Annotated in this window: 18 protein-coding genes; 13 read left to right on the forward strand and 5 right to left on the reverse strand. The window is 39.4% G+C overall.

Translation table 11 applies throughout. The features are described from left to right. Positions 1–114 precede the first annotated feature (114 nt). Both QMA12_RS05130 and QMA12_RS05135 read left to right on the forward strand, forming a co-directional pair. Positions 115–1,071, forward strand: coding sequence for a kinase (locus QMA12_RS05130; RefSeq protein WP_290208969.1), 957 nt, complete (start codon positions 115–117; stop codon positions 1,069–1,071). A 1-nt stretch (position 1,072) separates the two neighbouring features. Then, positions 1,073–2,047, forward strand: a complete 975-nt coding sequence (locus tag QMA12_RS05135; protein ID WP_087533977.1) for a Gfo/Idh/MocA family oxidoreductase — start codon at positions 1,073–1,075, stop codon at positions 2,045–2,047. A gap of 2 nt (positions 2,048–2,049) precedes the next feature. Here the strand turns inward: QMA12_RS05135 and QMA12_RS05140 are convergent, their stop codons facing one another. Then, positions 2,050–2,916: a hypothetical protein gene (locus tag QMA12_RS05140; protein ID WP_290208970.1), complete on the reverse strand. Its 867-nt coding sequence runs from the start codon at positions 2,914–2,916 to the stop codon at positions 2,050–2,052. Between the two features lie 185 nt (positions 2,917–3,101). On the opposite strand from QMA12_RS05140, the gene upp reads away from it, so the two are divergent. The 5 genes from upp to QMA12_RS05165 all read left to right on the forward strand — a co-directional run bounded on the left by upp (position 3,102) and on the right by QMA12_RS05165 (position 9,878). Then, on the forward strand, positions 3,102–3,731 hold the full coding sequence (gene upp / locus QMA12_RS05145) for a uracil phosphoribosyltransferase (protein WP_290208972.1): 630 nt from the start codon (positions 3,102–3,104) through the stop codon (positions 3,729–3,731). A 24-nt stretch (positions 3,732–3,755) separates the two neighbouring features. Then, positions 3,756–4,991: a uracil-xanthine permease family protein gene (locus QMA12_RS05150; RefSeq protein WP_087533981.1), complete on the forward strand. Its 1,236-nt coding sequence runs from the start codon at positions 3,756–3,758 to the stop codon at positions 4,989–4,991. Positions 4,992–5,149: 158 nt separating this feature from the next. Continuing rightward, positions 5,150–6,874 carry an HAD-IIB family hydrolase gene (locus QMA12_RS05155; protein WP_290208973.1) on the forward strand — a complete coding sequence of 575 codons (1,725 nt, stop codon included), beginning with the start codon at positions 5,150–5,152 and terminating at the stop codon, positions 6,872–6,874. Next, complete coding sequence (locus tag QMA12_RS05160; protein ID WP_087533973.1) at positions 6,867–8,090, forward strand: glycosyl transferase; 1,224 nt, start codon at positions 6,867–6,869, stop codon at positions 8,088–8,090. Before QMA12_RS05155 ends, QMA12_RS05160 begins: the two co-directional genes overlap by 8 nt. A gap of 15 nt (positions 8,091–8,105) precedes the next feature. Then, complete coding sequence (locus QMA12_RS05165; RefSeq protein ID WP_290208974.1) at positions 8,106–9,878, forward strand: sugar phosphorylase; 1,773 nt, start codon at positions 8,106–8,108, stop codon at positions 9,876–9,878. Between the two features lie 58 nt (positions 9,879–9,936). On the opposite strand, the gene QMA12_RS05170 is transcribed toward QMA12_RS05165, so the two are convergent. After that, the gene (locus QMA12_RS05170) at positions 9,937–11,013 is read right to left on the reverse strand and encodes an ABC transporter substrate-binding protein (protein ID WP_290208975.1); all 1,077 of its coding nucleotides are present in this window, start codon (positions 11,011–11,013) and stop codon (positions 9,937–9,939) included. Between the two features lie 155 nt (positions 11,014–11,168). On the opposite strand from QMA12_RS05170, the gene QMA12_RS05175 reads away from it, so the two are divergent. Continuing rightward, the gene (locus QMA12_RS05175; RefSeq protein ID WP_087533970.1) at positions 11,169–11,558 is read left to right on the forward strand and encodes a cytochrome b562; all 390 of its coding nucleotides are present in this window, start codon (positions 11,169–11,171) and stop codon (positions 11,556–11,558) included. 65 nt (positions 11,559–11,623) lie between these two features. On the opposite strand, the gene ykgO is transcribed toward QMA12_RS05175, so the two are convergent. Both ykgO and QMA12_RS05185 read right to left on the reverse strand, forming a co-directional pair. Then, positions 11,624–11,767 carry a type B 50S ribosomal protein L36 gene (gene ykgO / locus QMA12_RS05180; RefSeq protein ID WP_087533969.1) on the reverse strand — a complete coding sequence of 48 codons (144 nt, stop codon included), beginning with the start codon at positions 11,765–11,767 and terminating at the stop codon, positions 11,624–11,626. Positions 11,768–11,776: 9 nt separating this feature from the next. After that, complete coding sequence (locus QMA12_RS05185) at positions 11,777–12,028, reverse strand: type B 50S ribosomal protein L31 (RefSeq protein ID WP_087533968.1); 252 nt, start codon at positions 12,026–12,028, stop codon at positions 11,777–11,779. A 208-nt stretch (positions 12,029–12,236) separates the two neighbouring features. Here QMA12_RS05185 and QMA12_RS05190 point away from each other — a divergent pair, with 208 nt between their 5' ends. After that, entirely contained in the window at positions 12,237–12,521 is a 285-nt protein-coding gene (locus QMA12_RS05190; RefSeq protein ID WP_176372576.1) for a hypothetical protein, read from the forward strand. Between the two features lie 4 nt (positions 12,522–12,525). On the opposite strand, the gene QMA12_RS05195 is transcribed toward QMA12_RS05190, so the two are convergent. Beyond that, positions 12,526–13,413, reverse strand: coding sequence for a LysR family transcriptional regulator (locus QMA12_RS05195; RefSeq protein ID WP_087533979.1), 888 nt, complete (start codon positions 13,411–13,413; stop codon positions 12,526–12,528). A gap of 103 nt (positions 13,414–13,516) precedes the next feature. On the opposite strand from QMA12_RS05195, the gene QMA12_RS05200 reads away from it, so the two are divergent. The 4 genes from QMA12_RS05200 (at position 13,517) to QMA12_RS05215 (ending at position 17,768) form a co-directional block, all read left to right on the forward strand. Next, the gene (locus tag QMA12_RS05200; protein WP_290209074.1) at positions 13,517–14,686 is read left to right on the forward strand and encodes an MFS transporter; all 1,170 of its coding nucleotides are present in this window, start codon (positions 13,517–13,519) and stop codon (positions 14,684–14,686) included. Between the two features lie 91 nt (positions 14,687–14,777). Beyond that, on the forward strand, positions 14,778–15,593 hold the full coding sequence (dkgB, locus tag QMA12_RS05205) for a 2,5-didehydrogluconate reductase DkgB (RefSeq protein ID WP_290208976.1): 816 nt from the start codon (positions 14,778–14,780) through the stop codon (positions 15,591–15,593). Between the two features lie 154 nt (positions 15,594–15,747). Then, positions 15,748–16,434 carry a response regulator transcription factor gene (locus QMA12_RS05210; protein WP_290208977.1) on the forward strand — a complete coding sequence of 229 codons (687 nt, stop codon included), beginning with the start codon at positions 15,748–15,750 and terminating at the stop codon, positions 16,432–16,434. Continuing rightward, positions 16,431–17,768, forward strand: coding sequence for a sensor histidine kinase (locus QMA12_RS05215; RefSeq protein ID WP_290208979.1), 1,338 nt, complete (start codon positions 16,431–16,433; stop codon positions 17,766–17,768). The genes QMA12_RS05210 and QMA12_RS05215 overlap by 4 nt, the downstream gene beginning before the upstream one ends. The last annotated feature ends 40 nt before the right edge of the window (positions 17,769–17,808 follow it).

A 17,808-nucleotide genomic window follows, 5' to 3' on the forward strand; every position in this document is an offset into this window, starting at 1 on the left:
CCCATGCAACTTTGTGTGGGCTTTTTTTGTAATAGCTCTAACAAACTGACTAAAGCATTTAATCTACAGTTAGTTATGCCATACTAAGGATTGGTTTTGTTAACGTGGGTGTGTATGTCTTTTTATCTACCTTTAATTCGTCTTCATTATAAGAAGATTAAAATTACAGAGACTATTACTTCATTATGGAGTGGCTGTGGCGAAATAGTACGTTGTCGTTTGGATGATAAAGTGTGTGTGATCAAAGCCATTAGTGTGCCCGATCACATTAATCACCCACGAATTTCACAAACACAGTTTGCGATTAACCGTAAACGTCACTCTTATGATGTTGAATACCATTGGTATTTACATTATGCGCCGCAATTACCTCAGCAATCTCGGGCGCTTAGTTGTTTTAACGCCATAGAGCATGACTCGCAAAAGGTATTAGTGTTTGCTGATTTTGCAGCAGATGGCTTTACTAATGCACAAGTACATCAACGACACATAGCAGCTATTCTCAAATGGTTAGCATATTTTCATGCATTTAACTTTGAAGTTAACCTCGATGGTCTTTGGCAACAAGGCAGTTACTGGCACTTAGCAACTCGCCCAGATGAATATGAAAAAATGCCTGATAGTGCACTTAAACTACAGGCAAAAAATATAGATAAAATATTGCGTGAGTGCCAATATAGGACGCTTATTCATGGTGATGCAAAGCTTGCAAACTTTGCTGTTAATTGTTCTACGATGGACGTTTTAGGTTATGATTTTCAATATACCGGTGGCGGCGTTGGTGTTGTTGATGTCATGTACTTTTTGGGTAGTTGTTTGAACGAACAGCAGCTAAACGATACAGCCGATGATTATTTAGCTAACTATTTTAAGTACTTTAGCGATGCGATGCAGACGTTTGGTCATGCTAAATCTACGCCCGTCGTTATTGATGCTTGGCGGGAACTTTGGCCCGTTGCGTGGGCTGATTTTTATCGCTTTTTAGCAGGTTGGAGCCCAGAACATACAAAGATCAATACCTATATGCGTAAACAATTTCAAATTACAAAAATAAACTTTGGAGCAAGGTAGAATGACAAAACAGATTCGTTGGGGCATGATTGGTTGTGGTGCGGTGACTGAGGTGAAAAGTGGGCCTGCTTATCAGCACACAGAGGGCTTTGCTATTCACGGGGTGACCCGCAGAGATACCGCTCTTGCTGAAGATTATGCTAAACGTCATAACGTGCCTTTGGTGTTTAAAACTGCGGATGAGTTGATTGCCAGTAATGAAATAGATGCAGTGTATATTGCCACGCCCCCAGATAGTCATTTGAAATTGGCTTTAATGGTAGCAAAAGCAGGTAAACCTTGTTGTATTGAAAAGCCCCTCGCACCAACGTTAGTGCAAAGTGAGGCAATTCTTGCTGCCTTTTCTGCTAAAAAAATTCCTTTATTTGTTGCTTATTATCGTCGCTCTTTGCCACGCTTTAATAAAGTTAAAAGCCTCATTGATGCTGGTGAAATTGGCTCTGTGCGTCATGTAAATTGGCATTTGAGTAAAGCCCCTAGCGAAGTTGATAAGTCCAGGGATTATAATTGGCGCACAGATAAAGACATTGCACCAGGTGGCTATTTTGATGATTTAGCCAGTCATGGCCTTGATCTGTTTGGTTATTTATTTGGTGAGTATCAATCAGTGAAAGGACTCGCTACCAATCAGCAAAATCTCTATGGCGCGTTTGATGCCATTAGTGCCTGCTGGCAACATAAAAGTGGAATTACCGGCTCAGGCAGTTGGAATTTTGGCGGCTTTTCACGCTTTGATATTGTTACTGTGTATGGTGAAAAAGGCGAGATAACTTTTAGTGTGTTCGATGAGCAAGCAATTAAAGTTGTCAATGCTCAAGGACAACAAGCATTCACTATAGAGAATCCAACACATGTTCAGCAGTATCATGTTGAAAATATGGCATCGGCATTACTTGATAATACAATTCACCCATCTACAGGCTATTCAGCAACCCATACAAGCTGGGTGATGGAGCAAATATTATCAAGTAAATAAGGTTAATTAAGTGGTAAATTGAACTTTGCTTTTAACGCAGAAATTAATAAGCTTCTTTCGGGATCAGTAAAAAGTTGCTGATGAAGCTTTATGATCTGATTTTGCATTGTCGTTTCTTTTAACACTTTATCAAATGTAGCAATGTTTAGCTTTCCTTGCTCTGAGCGAGAGCAGGCAAGATAACCAAATACTGCGTGGCTTTCTTCATCTATTGATAAAAAACGAGTTTTTTCGATTCGAGGGTCGTTTTTAAAGCGTTCTTTAAGCACCGTAGTGTACTCTAATATGGCGTCTAGCTTATTCTGGAATAACATTTCATGTAAACGTCGTGAGCTTTTGTCACCATTGATGTCTACAAAGTTATCCGGGTGAGAGGCAATAAATTGATCGATGTGCTTGCCATAAGAGCGACCAGCAGAAATACCGATTAAAAATTTATGTTTTTGAATAACTTCCTCTAACGTTATATCTTGAGATAATTCTGGATGATTGTAAATTACTAATCGATTACTCGGAAAGGCCATGATTGGGTATTGGTTGAAAAAGGCACTTTGTTCGCGTTCACTATTTTTCACTTTATTGTACAAACACACATCAGGCATTGTTTGTAGCTGTTTCCATTCGCGTAATCGGCTTGCGGGTATAAATTCTAATACCGTAGCGGGGGATATTCGTTCCCCAATCGTTAGCATAATTTTATTTGCGATATTTTTATCAGCCTTATTATTTTCAGGAATGAAATCACTTACTATTTGTATCTTAGTTAGCTGCTTTTGCTCAGCACTAATCGAAGAAGCAAATAATACAAAGAAACTCAAAGCAAAAAATAAAGGGCTTTTCAAGCCATGCGCCATACTTAAAAAAAACATAATAAACTATACCTGTTTAAGTTCTATTTGATAATAGATTGTTGCGTTAAATGACATAAATTGCGTATTTAATTCCACTATCGCAATCATTCTTAATTAAATTGATATGAGTTAGCATTTTTTAAAAGTCACTTTAGTATTTTTACGCTAAAATAAGGCAAGTTTAATTTCTATCAGGCACTAAAATGACAATTCATGTAATAAATCACCCTCTTGTTCAACATAAATTAGGCCTAATGCGCAAGTATGGCATTAGCACTAAAAGTTTTCGTGAACTTTCATCTGAAGTGGGTACGTTATTAACCTATGAAGCCACAAAAAACTTGCCACTTGAAAAAGTCGAAATTCAAAGTTGGGATGGTAATAAGCTTGAAGTAGAGCACATAAAAGGGAAAAAAATTACCGTGGTGCCAATTTTACGAGCAGGCCTTGGTATGATGGATGGCGTTATGCAGTTATTACCTGCAGCTAAAGTCAGCGTCGTTGGCCTGCAACGTAATGAAGAAACATTAGAGCCTATCCCTTATTTTGAAAAACTCGTTGGTAAAATTGACGAACGTTTAAGTTTAGTTATTGACCCGATGCTAGCAACGGGCGGATCGATGATCGCTACTATCGATATGCTAAAAAAAGCCGGCTGTAAAGAAATCAAAGTGATTGTGTTAGTTGCCGCTCCTGAAGGCGTAGAAAAAACATTAGCAGCGCATCCAGATATAGAAATTTTTACTGCATCACTTGACTCACATTTAAATGAAAAAGGCTATATCATTCCAGGATTGGGTGATGCAGGTGATAAAATTTTTGGCACAGTTTAGGTTATTACCGTGACTAAAAATAGTGTGAATCAAGAGTCAACCTTTTCTGTAGAAACTATCTTAACTGGGGCGCAAATGTTATTTGTCGCCTTTGGTGCGCTTGTATTAGTGCCACTGTTAACGGGTCTTGACCCGAATGTGGCGTTATTTACAGCAGGGATAGGCACTTTACTGTTTCATGTAGTGACAAAAGGGCAAGTTCCTATCTTCTTAGCGTCTTCATTTGCTTTTATTGCACCAATTATTGCGTGTGTACAAATGTGGGGCGTGCCTGCCACAATGGGCGGTTTAATGGCCGCAGGTTTTGCATATATGCTGTTAAGCATTTTAGTGAAACTAAAAGGCGTTGCGACATTACATAAAATATTACCTCCGGTGGTAGTTGGCCCGGTGATTATGGTGATTGGCTTAGCGTTGGCGCCTGTTGCAGTTAATATGGCTATGGGTAAAAGTGGTGATGGTTCAATCCAGTTGATAGCCTATGAAAAAGCTATTTGGGTGGCTGCATTTTCACTTTTAGTGACTTTAATCTTTGCTGTGTGGGGGAAAGGTGTTTTTAAACTTATTCCTATCTTAGCGGGTGTGGTAGCAGGTTATAGCTTGTCGTTAGTTCTTGGGATTGTACAATTTGATGCTGTAAGTAATGCACAGTGGATTGCTATGCCCGCATTTACGTGGCCTGAATTTAAATGGCAGGCAGTGCTATTTATGGTGCCTGTTGCTATTGCTCCTGCAATTGAACACATCGGCGATATGATGGCGATAAGTCAAGTGACCAATAAAGATTATCTTAAAAAGCCTGGTTTGCATCGAACTTTGTTTGGTGATGGTCTAGCCACTACTGCAGCGTCTATTTTTGGTGGGCCACCTAATACGACTTATTCTGAAGTGACAGGGGCGGTTATGCTGACACGTAACTTTAACCCTAAGGTGATGATGTGGACAGCAGTAATTGCGATCATTTTGGCCTTTGTGGCAAAAATGGGGGCTGGTTTACAGACTATTCCTGTGCCTGTAATGGGCGGCATTATGATTTTATTATTTGGCTCAATAGCGGTTGTTGGTCTTAACTCGTTAGTTAAATCGGGTGAAGATCTCACCGCCCCTCGCAACCTATCCATAGTTGCACTTATTTTAGTGTGTGGAATTGGCGGCATGCATATTGGTGGTAATGAGTTCAGCCTGCAGGGCGTCAGTTTATGTGCAATCTTAGGTATTGTGCTAAACCTAGTATTACCGAAGGCGCAAAACAGCGCATAGTAATCGAACATAACGTTAATTAATTGCACCAAAATAGCGCATTTCATATGCGCTATTTTTTTAACTTATTAAAAGTTATACATTTTAAATATTGGTCTGCTATCTGCATTTAGTATTATTAATATGAAGATGGTGAGATATGTAAAGAGGTCAATATAGTGGACATTACTCCGTTTTTAGCAAAGCATCAGTTACCCCTTAAATATCAGTATTTAAGTGAGCAATTCTTTATTCCTTTAGCTGAAGATATTATTGCAGCAAAGCCTTCAAATCAATCCATACTTGTAGCAGTCAACGGCTGTCAGGGCTCAGGTAAAACCACCTTAGCGGACTTTTTAGTTACCTGGATAAACAGTAACACTGAATTTAATAGTATTAGTATTTCAATTGATGACTTTTATTACAGCCGTGAACAACGTGCTAGTTTAGCCAAAGATATTCACCCATTATTTGCTACTCGAGGCGTGCCAGGTACCCATGATACCGAGTTAATGAAACAGACCATAACTGATTTACTCGCGGGTAAAAGTGGTATCGCCTTACCTCAGTTTGACAAACAAACGGATGATCCATTAGCGAAAGAGCAATGGCATAAAAACAAAAAAACTGTTGATATTATTTTATTTGAAGGCTGGTGCGTTGCAAGTAAAGCTCAGCAACCCTATCAACTAGAGCAGCCAATTAATCAACTTGAAGAAAGTGAAGATGAAGCGGGAGTCTGGCGTCGCTGCGTAAATAGTTGTTTAGCTAATGAATATCAAAGTGTATTTGGCTTAATTGATTACACGGTCATGCTGCAAGCCCCCTCATTTGAGGATGTGTATGGTTGGCGGTTAGAGCAAGAAAAAAAGTTATTAGCTAAAAAAGGCACCGGCAAGGGCACATTTGACGAGACGAGTTTGGTTAGATTTATTTCTCATTTTGAACGCATAACGCGTGAGAACCTGCAAACTTTGCCCGAAAGCGTTGATGCCCTTCTGACGTTGGATGGAGCGAGAGACATCAGCGCAATGACTCTAAAAGCAGACTCAGTCCCCCAGCCGTTAATATTCACCGATTTGGATGGCACATTACTCAATCATGATGACTATGACTGTGCCGCAATTAAGCCTTTTTTAGCTAAACTGAGCGCTGCGGATGTGACAGTGGTTTTCAACACCAGTAAAACATTTGCTGAAGTGACGGATTTGCAGGCTATGTTAAATCATCACCAGCCATTTATTACCGAAAATGGTTCAGCGGTTTATATCCCCAAATTTTTCTTTCCAATTAAACCAATTGGCTGTGAAGAACTTGAGCTGTATTGGCGTTATGCGCTGGCACCTACTTGCGCAAAACTTCATGAAGATTTAATAAGCCACGCAAGGGAATTTAAAAACTGCTATCGCTTATTTAGTGAACTGAGTGCTCAAGAAGTCTCAGAGCTCACAGGTTTAAGTGTTGAACAAAGTAAACTTGCTTTGACACGAGAATATTCAGACCCAATATATTGGCAAGGAGACGATGAGCAGCTAGGTGCATTTTTAGCACTTATGGAACCACTTGATTATGAAGTATTAGTTGGTGGACGTTTTATTCATCTAAATAAACAAACCAACAAAGGACAGGCACAAAACTGGTTATTAAACCAATTTAAAATACATTATCGTCACCCATTTACCACGATTGCGTTAGGGGATAGCCAAAATGATATGGCAATGCTCGATGAAGCCGATATCGCAATTTTAATTACTAACCCAAACAGCAAGGCTAAAGCCAAATTGGCACATAAACCGTGGCATGTTAGTGAACGTCCTGCACCTTTAGGTTGGATTGATGAGGTGGCCGACTTACAGATTATTAAAGCGCAATTAGCGCCAACAAAGGAGCCGTCACATGGCTGATTTTTACCAAAATGGCATAATTACTACATTGCATAACATCGCAGATCGTCCGGTAGAAGAGTTAGAGGCAGAGCTGTTGAGTTTCTCTAAGCAGCGTCCAATGGGACTCATTTTACCCTCATTATACAGTGAGCTTGAAGGCCCAGCGCTACAAAATATAGTGAAAGAACTTAAACAAGTTCCTTATTTATCGCAGATCACAATCGGCTTAGATAGAGCTGATGAAAGCCAATACCGCAGCGCATTACAGTTTTTTTCAGAGCTTGACCAGCCACACCGGGTGTTATGGAATGAAGGCCCACGTTTACAAGCTCTCGATAAAGAATTGCAACAACTTGGAGTAGCGCCAAGAGAACTAGGTAAAGGACGTAATGTTTGGTATTGCATGGGTTATAAGCTTGCCACCTCAAAGGTCGAATCAATCGCATTACATGATTGCGACATTTTAACTTATAATCGAGGGCTCTTAGCGCGTTTAATTTATCCGGTTGCACACCCTCGCTTTAACTATGAGTTCTGTAAAGGGTTTTACCCGCGTACAGCCGACGGCAAAATAAATGGCCGGGTGTCTCGTTTGCTTGTCACGCCGCTGTTACGTTCATTTAAAACAATTTTGGGTAGCACAGACTATTTGGAATATATGGATTCATTTCGCTATCCATTAGCGGGTGAATTTTCGTTCCGCCGAGATGTACTTAATGATATTCGTATTCCAAGTGATTGGGGCTTAGAAATTGGCGTATTATCTGAGATGTATCGTAACTATTCACATAACCGTTTGTGCCAAGTTGATATTGCAGATAACTATGACCATAAACATCAGGTACTTTCACTGGATAATCAAGCAGCTGGATTATCAAAAATGTCGATTGATATTACCAAAGCATTATTTAGAAAACTAGCCACACAGGGTGTTACATTTACTACCGAAACCATTCGCTCACTCAAAGCAACATACTACCGCATTGCGTTGGACTTTATTGAAACATATCACAATGATGCGATGATGAATGGTCTTACATTAGATATTCACCAAGAAGAAAAAGCAGTCGAAATGTTCGCGCAAAATATCATGAATGCTGGCGAACATTTTTTACAACACCCAATGGAAGCGCCTTTTGTGCCAAGTTGGAACCGCGTAGCGTCTGCCATGCCAGATGTATTCGCACGATTAGAAGAAGCGGTAGAGCTTGATAATAAAGAGTTTTCAGCATAAAAAATGGGGTAGGGTATGAGTAAAGCGTTATTTGAACAACGGATTGAACAGCATTTAGCAAGCATATACGAAGGTGTTGATCTATGTATGAGTATTGATACGCTAGCTAGCATGTTGATCACCACCATGTTAAAAGATGATCCAGTACGCGACCCAACGCCCCATAAAAATCGCTGGGATCAGCAAGACGTTATTCTTATCGCATATGGCGATTCTATTATGCGTTATCAAGATGTAGATCAGGCGGTAGCTGTACCGAGCGAACCGCCTTTGCATACCTTACATCGGTTTATGAAAAATCAATGTGCAGGAACAATCAACGCATTACATATATTACCATTTTATCCGTATAGCTCAGATGAAGGCTTTGCGGTAATGAACTATGTTCAAGTTAATGAGTCGTTAGGGAGCTGGGAAGATATCCAAGGTATTGCTCAAGATGTAAAACTTATGGCGGATTTAGTGATCAACCATTGTTCAAGCCGAAGCCGTTGGTTTGAAAATTTTATACAAGGTAAAGAGCCTGGTCTGAGTTATTTTAAAACTGCGAACTTAACGGATGATGTATCTGGCGTTGTCAGGCCAAGAACGTCCCCTTTATTAAACACGGTACAAACAGCCCTAGGTGAACGTCATGTATGGTGTACTTTTAGTCCAGATCAGGTCGATTTAGACTTTGCAAATCCATTAGTCCTTAATGAGTTTGTGGGGATTATTCGCCACTATTTAGACAATGGAGTAAAGATTTTTCGACTGGATGCAGTGGCCTTTTTGTGGAAAGAGCTGAACACTTCGTGCATTAATTTACCGCAAACACACGAAGTGATTCGTTTATTACGGACTTTAATAGAACATGTAGAACCAAGTGCAGTTATTATCACGGAAACGAATATTCCAAACCGTGAAAACTTATCTTACTTTGGTAATGCCAACGAAGCCCATTGTATTTATAATTTTTCCTTACCTCCATTACTATTACATACCTTACTCAGTGGCGATAGCAAAGCACTAAAGCACTGGATGATGAGCATGCCACCGGCACAAAATGGGACTGCTTACTTTAATTTTATCGCCTCACATGACGGTATTGGTTTACGCCCAGCAGAGGGGTTGCTTGATGAGCAACAACTTGGTCAAATGGTTAATACCATTAGTCGATTTGGTGGCAAGGTTTCTATGCGAACCGCAAATAATGGCACCAGTTCACCCTATGAATTGAACATCGCATTATTTGATGCTTTACAAGGTACACACAAAGGAGTTGATAAATGGGGGCTGCAGCGTTTTGCGTGTGCTCACGCTATTATGTTTGCCTTAGAAGGGATCCCTGGTTTATACATCCATAGTTTACTTGGTACAACCAATGATTATGAACGATTTGAAAATAGCCAACATAATCGCTGCATAAACCGTCATCGCTGGCAAGAGAAAGCACTGCTTGAAAAACTATCAGATCAAACAAGTCATCATTATCATGTCTTTACTCGTATTAATAGCTTATTGGCGATACGTAAGCAGCAAGATGCTTTTCACCCTAATGCAACGCAATTTACACTGCATTTAACGGGGGCGTTGTTTGGTTTTTGGCGGCAAAGTATCGATCGCAGACAAAGTATATTCTGCGTTTATAACATTAGCGATGAACCCCAAACATTGGTCTTAGCTGATCTTAATTTAATTGACACCGAGCAATGGTTTGAGCTTATATCGGCTCAAGCCTTAGATAAAGATTTACAGACATTTGAACTTGAACCTTATCAAGCATTATGGTTATCAAACAAACAATAACGCTATGTTTAAAAGGGTAGACAGGTTGAGGGTTTTAGTTAGTGAGTTAATTAAAGCCCTAATAATTAGCGGCATCTAATAGGTTATCAATTGTAAATGGCCGCCACGAAGCAGATGTTTTACTGAACATGCGAAAATCGATGTCTTTTAACTTATTGTTATTGATACGTTTAGCCAGCTCTTTATTTTCACTGGAAAGCGGTTTAAATATAGCAGTAACTTGGTGGGAAGCGGGCCACTTAATGGGGTCTTGGTGGTGATCATAAATTGTAATAAGCCCTAAAGCCCCTAACAGAACATGTCCACCGAGAGAAACATCTAACGGCGTTAAATCTTTTGGCGGGGCATCCCAATTCACACCACCCACTAAAATATTTTGTTTTTTTAGTTTTTTAATGGCTCTTTTAGCACCAAAACCAATCGCGTCATTTGCGCACCAAATAATATTAATTTCAGGTGCAAGTTGTAAAAAAGCCATGGTTTTAATGTAGCTTTCATCTTCTGACCAATTTGCGACATCTTGGGCAACAATATTGAGTGATTGTTTTTGCTCTGCAAATCTTTGCAAGCCTTGAGCACGCTCGATAGAGGCCGCAGTGGTATAGTCACCGAATAAAGCAAGCATATTAGCTGGCTGATTAGATGTTAATGTATGCTTGTTAAAAAGTAGATGAGCGAGATCTTTACCTGCATTATAGTTGTCAGGTATCACACTACCGATAATGTTTAAGTCATCACGGTGTAGAGTAGCGAGCTTATCGGGATCTGGCTTATTGAGTAAAAAATAGATAGGAATGTCTTTGGTATTCAATTTGGTTAAATATTCACTAGCAACACTTTTTTCATCAACCAAAATTAGATAGTCAGGATTATCAATGACCGCTTGGCGGATCAGTTCTTTCATTAAAATATGGTTTCGATTAGCGTATTTTACAGTCAAATTTATTGCTAAATCATCGGCAACATTTTGTATTTGGTTAGATACTTTAAACCAAAAGTTACCCGTATTGTTATCACCATCAGCAGTATTAGAGAATCCCGGATTAATGAAAGTGACATTTAAGCCATAAACGTTAAATGAATTTAACAGTATAAAAAAACATGAAAGGTATGTAGATAACCGGGATAAAGGCATTTGAACTCACTTAATTATTAATAAACGAACAAATCCTTGTAGGACTAGAGCATACATAACAACCTTACTTTAGGGAAGGCTATATTTCTAACTAGAGTGCTATATAATATGTATTCTAGCATATCTGTCGCCATCAACCTTTAGGGTTTTATTTAATGAAAGCAATTTTGTGTGTGTTCGTATTACTATTTAGTCAAAGTGTCTTCGCTGTTAAAGAGAATAACTTAGAAACCAACATGAAAAATATGGGCCTTGCTTATAAGCAAAGCGTGCAAGCAACGCAACTGCACGAGTTTAATCTGGCGATCGATGAATTTATAACGCTAGTAGAACAAAGCAAAGTTGTTGGATTTAATAAAGAAGTACAAAAATCACTGCAAGGGCTTGATAAAGTAATAGCGAAAGCAAAGTTGGCAAAACAACTTGCTAATAGTGAGGGGGTAGAGGCAGCGAAAAAACCTTTAAAAGCGATTGATGGCTTGCGTAAGCAGTATCATGAATTACATGAGCCACCAGGGTTTTGGGAGTTATTGTTTGGTAAGTAGCCCCATCGTTTATTTGTGCGCGTTATAATAAAGCGCACAAATTGCTCAACGCCCTCACGGGCACGTTACTTTTTCCCTTTCTTTTTCATACCTTGCACAGCTTTGAAGCGTGGATTGTCTTTACAGATCACAAACACACGGCCTTTGCGCTTTACAATTTGGCAGCCTGGGCGGTTTTTAGCACTTTTTAACGAGCTTAATACTTTCATAGGGCTCTCCTATTTAGTCGCGAGGTTTTTAAAGCGGCGATTGAACGCTGCTACACGGCCATCACTAGCGACTGTCTTCTGCTTACCAGTATAAAACGGGTGAGAATCACTCGACACATCAATCGGCACATAAGGGTAGGTTTTACCATCTAGCTCAATAGTGCGGTTCGTTTTTATTGTTGAACCAATAATAAAATAACTGTCAGCAGCTGTATCGTGAAAAGCAACAGTTTGGTAGTCAGGGTGAATATTTGGTTTCATAATGAACTCTATGTTATGTGATAGTATAACTATAATTTATAGTAAATAAGAATCTTTTGCAAATAGTATTTTGCTCGTTAAATAACATTTTTGTTTGCAATTTATACAAACAAGTCAAAAGATGAGCAGTCAGTATAAAAAAACTGGCTATTGGCATTTAGCCTGTTATAAATAGGATGTAATCGAGCAAAAGGAGGCAAGCTTTAGCATGAGCGAACACATTCAACAGAGCACCGATGAGCAAAGTCAGCAGATAGATCAAAGCGTGATGGATACACTACGAAGCAAAGATAATTCATTACTCGCTCAGCAAATTGATCCACTTAGTTGCACTCATAACGACATTGTGGAGTTACTTGCACAGTATTTGGCATTGAGCGATCAAGATGATGATGATTTGTTTGATACGTGGTTTGATGGGCTCAATAAAGCACAGCACACTGTGTTAAAAGTATTTGAGGTGTATCGCGGTCAATTCGAGCATCAAGAATAACAGCTTATAAAGTGAGTTTTGGCTGTATAAAGTCTAAAAATGCAGTAATACGTGATGAAACAGCACTGTTTTTGTAATAAACAGCGTTAACAGTCTCGCGCGGGTTTGGGCTTATTATGTCACTCGTTAATACCTGCACCAGCCGTCCTGCGGCTATATCTTTATTAATCATAAAATTTGACAACAATGCCAGCCCTTGATGCTCAAGGCACAGTTGTCTAATTGTCTCACCACTGCTGGCAGTAATGCTAAAGCGCAGATCGGGTAAATTTTTTAATGGCCATTGGTTTAGAGCTTTGTTGTTACTAAAGCCAATTAGTTTGTGTTTGTTTAAGTCATCAGTGTTGAATACTGAGCCATTACGGGCAAGGTATTGTGGGCTTGCAACCAGATAAAGTTTACTGTTACCAAGTAGGCGGGCATGTAAGTTTGAGTCTTTTAAATAACCAATTCGAATGGCTACATCAGTTTTGTATTCAAGTAAGTCATGAATGTTATCAGCCGATGCTAAATCGAGTGTGATATCAGGGTAAACCTCATTAAAGCCGGCAATCAAGGGAGTAATTTGGTGCAGCACAAAAGGGCTTGCGGCATCTACCTTTAAACGTCCTGCGGGTTTTTTATCGAGTAGTGATAGCGCTTCACTGCCTTTTAATATTTGATTTATCCCTTCGCGGGCAAACTCTCTATAAACATGACCTTCTTGGGTTAGCTCTATACGACGGGTTGTTCTGTTGAGCAAAGTTGTTTGTAAGGTCTGTTCCAGTCGATTCACTGAGCGTGATACTTTTGCAACTTGTACATCTAAGATACGCGCCGCGGCAGAAAAACTCCCTGCATCAACCACACTTAAGAATGCTTCAAGATCTTCAGTTTTAACTTTCATTGTAATCACTTTATCATTTTCGACAAAAGTATTTTGCCATTAAGGCTGTTTTTTGCAAACAAATATTCGCCCACACTCTGTTTTTCATTTAATTACTGAGGATTTTATTATGCCATTGGCATTATGGGCGCTTACTTTGAGCGCATTTGCGATAGGAACAACCGAGTTTGTAATTGTCGGCTTAGTGCCAACAATCGCTAACGATTTAGCCGTGAGCCTGCCTTCTGCCGGACTGTTGGTGAGCTTGTATGCCTTGGGTGTTGCAATAGGGGCACCTGTATTGACTGCGCTTACAGGGCATTGGCAGCGCAAAACTGTATTAGTTGCGTTAATGTCGTTGTTTATCATGGGCAATTTACTCGCTTGGCTTGCACCTAGTTACGAAACGCTCATTGTAGCAAGGATATTAACGGGACTTGCCCATGGTGTGTTTTTCTCTATTGGCTCTATGATAGCCACAGGTTTAGTAAGTAAAGATAAGGCAGCCAGTGCGATTGCAATTATGTTTACCGGGCTAACGGTAGCCTTGGTTACTGGAGTGCCGCTTGGTACCTGGATTGGTCAAGAATTTGGCTGGCGTAGTACATTTTTAGCTGTTTCATTACTGGGTTTAGTGGCGTTGGTGGGCAGCATCATATTAGTGCCAAATAATTTAGCTAAATCTACGCCTGCACGCGTTAAGGATCAGCTACAAGTATTATTTAAGCCCCGTTTATTACTGGTGTATTTAATCACTATTTTAGGTTACGGCGGTACATTCACAGCATTTACTTACCTGGCACCCATTTTGGAGCAACAAGCCGGATTTAGTTCATCCTTCGTTGGCTTAATTATGTTGGGTTACGGTGTTTCTGTGGCTATTGGTAATATATATGGTGGCAAACTGGCGGATAAACATGGACCAATTTCAGCATTAAAAGTGGTATTTATAGGCCTGACTGTGATTCTATTTGCACTCACATTTACTATGAATTCACCTTGGCTGATTGTTGCAACAGTGCTGATTTGGGGGGCATTTGCCTTTGGTAATGTACCCGGATTACAGCTGTATGTAGTGAAAGTTGCTGAGCAAGATGCACCAAAAGCCGTTGATGTTGCTTCAGGTTTAAACATTGCGGCATTTAACGTAGGCATCGCATTGGGCTCAATAAGTGGTGGATTTGTGGTTGAGCATTTATCGTTACAAGATACAGCATGGATAGGTGCGCTTATTTGTTTGACTGCTTTAGCTGCGACATTTTTGGCCGGCCATATTGATAAATCAAAAACGGCTACTTAAGGGCACATTCAGTGATTGTTTGTCATCATGACTTGAAATACATGTTTACGACCACAGTCACTTATTTAATTTAATGTTATAAGGAGATGTTATGACTCAGCACGTAATTGAAATGCCTGACTTAGGTGTAGGTACGTTCCGCTTAGAAGGTAAAACGGCCTATAACTCGGTAAGTATGGCGCTAGAAGTAGGGTTTAGGCATATAGATACAGCGCAAGTATATGGCAATGAAGCGCAGGTTGGACAAGCTATACAAGACAGTAACATTGCGCGTGAAGAATTATTTATTACGACCAAGGTATGGAACGATAAGTTAAATAAAGCGAGCTTTATCGACAGTGTCAAAGAAAGCTTAGCTAAGCTTCAGGTTGAACAAGTAGACCTATTATTGATCCACTGGCCTTCACCGAGTAATAGTGAGCCTATGAGCGAATATTTAACCGAATTGAAGAAAGCCAAAGAGCTGGGCTTAACAAAACATATAGGCGTATCAAATTTCACCATTGCTAATTTGAAAGAAGCAATGCAAACACTTGATAGTCATGAAATTTTCACTAACCAAATCGAAGTTCATCCTTATCTTACTAATACTAAGCTGCGTGCTTTTTGTCAGCAGCATGATATTCATGTAACAGCGTATATGCCGTTTGTAGTGGGTAAGGTACTTAAAGATGACACGGTACTCGATATTGCGAAAAAGCATAATGCATCGCCTGCCCAAGTTGTACTGGCGTGGATAAATGCCAATGGCATGACTACAATTCCATCATCTACTAAGCGTGAAAACCTAAAAGATAATTTTGATGATTCAGTTAAATTGGATAACGACGATATCGATCGTATTAATGCGCTCGATTGTGGCGATAGGCAAGCTAGCCCAGAGTTTTCGCCGCAATGGGATGAGTGAATTATAAAATAATCCCAGTCTAAAACTCACATCTGAGCGCGGCGAAAAGCCGCGCTTTTTATTTTAAAGCCCTATGCCTTATTTACATCGCTAAGCGCAATGATTAATATAAAAATAATAGTAATTATCGTTTGTGTTAATTTTAGGTGCTCCAGTGTCAAAAATAAAGGTTTTATTAATCGAAGACGATAATATCTTAAATAATTATCTCACCGATCTATTGGTTAAATCAGGTTACTGTGTTGAGCAGTGTTTTGATGGTTCAACTGGTTTAGAAATAGCTCAACGTCAACAGCATCATCTTATTTTACTTGATAAAATGCTCCCTAAGTTAGACGGTGTATCACTTTTAAAAACACTGCGCGAAACCAGTCAACAGCCTGTTATTATGGTTTCAGCCAAAGGCGCTGAGGAAGAACGGATTTTAGGCTTAAGCCATGGTGCAGATGACTACGTTGCTAAACCATTTAACACCCAAGAACTGCTACTTAGAATTGAAAGCCTACTCAGGCGTAGTCAAACCAGCGTTCAGCCTAATAGCCAAGTAGAAATAAGCATTGATGGCCTAATGCTGAATGCTGCCAAGCAAGTTATTAATGTAAATGGTGAAGAGCTTGAGTTCACACCTATACAGTTTAAATTGCTTTGGGAGCTTGTGTCGCACCAAAATCAAATAGTCAGCAAAGCAGACTTATATCAGGCGGTACTCAATAAAAAATTAGGCGCTTATGATCGCAGTATCGACATGCACTTGAGCCGAGTACGCAGAAAACTAACAGAAGCAAACTGGCTAGGAGAGCGCTTACAAACAGTACATGGTAAAGGATACTGCTTTAAGTGAAGCGTAAATTACTTTGGAAGTTGTGCTTGATTATTGCTATAGGCTTGGTTGCTTTTTTTTATGCATTAAGTGCTTTAACATCTAAAACAGAAGAAGGTATGAGCTTTATTGCAGATAAAGACCGGAATCAGTTGAAGGCATGGGGAAATCAGGTTGAGCAACTTTATCTATCTAATCAACATGATCAGTTAGAAGCTTTACTGGAATCAATAAGAACGACAGAAAATACCCGAGTTTCTGTTGTTCGTTTCAAAATAGAACATCTAGCGGGTGAAAAACCGGAAAAACACATCGTTGGAGCTTATCATTTTGGACGCAGTGTTGATTGGAAAATTCATCTATATTTTGAATACAATCCAATAATGGAGCTACCATTTAAAAGTAGTACTGGCAGTTTTTTGATCCAGTTACCAGAGCGAATGAGACCTGGAACATATTGGCGAACAACGCGACTTTTGATGCAAATAATTGCGCCTATGGCAGTATTAATTCTACTCTCTATCTTATTGTATAGGCATATAATTACTCCATTAAAACAGTTAGATAAAGCCACTACAGCATTCAGTAAGGGTGATTTTGATGTAAGAGTTAGAAAGCATCTAGGTAGTCGAAATGACGAGTTATCTCATTTAGCCACCACATTTGATCAGATGGCAAGTCGTATAGGTCAGCTTATTTCAAATCAACGGCAACTGATTTCAGATCTATCCCATGAATTACGTACACCATTAACACGACTAGATATCGCAGTTGAGAGCTTTGAAGAGAGAGAAAGCCAGTATCATTTAGATCGTATTGCGAGAGAATCACAACATATTCGTAAGTTGGTAGAAGATACGTTAACGTTAGCTTGGCTAGAAAATGAAGAACCAATTATTCAACAAGAAGACGTAGATTTGGTTGATTTGCTCGATGTGCTGATTGAGGATGCAAAATTTGAATTTCCAGACCGTAATATTTTATTAGATACACCAAGCAATGCTCTGATTCAAAATACTAGTCATAGAGCTCTGTGTCCAGCCATTGAAAATATAATTCGAAATGCGTTGCGTTATACACCAAAAGGTAAATATGTTTGGGTTAAATTAACGCAGGCTAATGATTACTACTGTATTGAGATTATTGATCAAGGCCCTGGTATCCCTGAACAATATTTGGATCGGATCTTTAATCCATTTTTTCGTGTTGATAATTCTAGAATGGCTGAAAATGACAGCTTTGGCTTAGGCCTTGCCCTTGCAAAACGCCACCTGAATAGTATTAGGGGAACAGTCACGGCAAAAAATGAGACACTAGAAGGTCTATCTGTTGTGATAATGATTCCTATTTCTTAAATGTAACAATTGTAAAAGTCGTATCATTACTGATTGTAAA

Origin of the sequence: Pseudoalteromonas sp. APC 3893 (assembly GCF_030408095.1) — a bacterium.
Classification (GTDB): domain Bacteria; phylum Pseudomonadota; class Gammaproteobacteria; order Enterobacterales; family Alteromonadaceae; genus Pseudoalteromonas.

What these genes read in the sequence shown, in the direction of transcription:
- QMA12_RS05165 (WP_290208974.1), top strand. Translation starts at nt 8,106, where the DNA reads ATGAGTAAAGCGTTATTTGAACAACGGATTGAACAGCATTTAGCAAGC.
- QMA12_RS05130 (WP_290208969.1), top strand. Translation starts at nt 115, where the DNA reads ATGTCTTTTTATCTACCTTTAATTCGTCTTCATTATAAGAAGATTAAA.
- QMA12_RS05170 (WP_290208975.1), bottom strand. Translation starts at nt 11,013, where the DNA reads ATGCCTTTATCCCGGTTATCTACATACCTTTCATGTTTTTTTATACTG.
- QMA12_RS05140 (WP_290208970.1), bottom strand. Translation starts at nt 2,916, where the DNA reads ATGTTTTTTTTAAGTATGGCGCATGGCTTGAAAAGCCCTTTATTTTTT.
- QMA12_RS05200 (WP_290209074.1), top strand. Translation starts at nt 13,517, where the DNA reads ATGCCATTGGCATTATGGGCGCTTACTTTGAGCGCATTTGCGATAGGA.
- QMA12_RS05160 (WP_087533973.1), top strand. Translation starts at nt 6,867, where the DNA reads ATGGCTGATTTTTACCAAAATGGCATAATTACTACATTGCATAACATC.
- QMA12_RS05135 (WP_087533977.1), top strand. Translation starts at nt 1,073, where the DNA reads ATGACAAAACAGATTCGTTGGGGCATGATTGGTTGTGGTGCGGTGACT.
- dkgB (WP_290208976.1), top strand. Translation starts at nt 14,778, where the DNA reads ATGACTCAGCACGTAATTGAAATGCCTGACTTAGGTGTAGGTACGTTC.
- QMA12_RS05175 (WP_087533970.1), top strand. Translation starts at nt 11,169, where the DNA reads ATGAAAGCAATTTTGTGTGTGTTCGTATTACTATTTAGTCAAAGTGTC.
- ykgO (WP_087533969.1), bottom strand. Translation starts at nt 11,767, where the DNA reads ATGAAAGTATTAAGCTCGTTAAAAAGTGCTAAAAACCGCCCAGGCTGC.
- upp (WP_290208972.1), top strand. Translation starts at nt 3,102, where the DNA reads ATGACAATTCATGTAATAAATCACCCTCTTGTTCAACATAAATTAGGC.
- QMA12_RS05185 (WP_087533968.1), bottom strand. Translation starts at nt 12,028, where the DNA reads ATGAAACCAAATATTCACCCTGACTACCAAACTGTTGCTTTTCACGAT.
- QMA12_RS05190 (WP_176372576.1), top strand. Translation starts at nt 12,237, where the DNA reads ATGAGCGAACACATTCAACAGAGCACCGATGAGCAAAGTCAGCAGATA.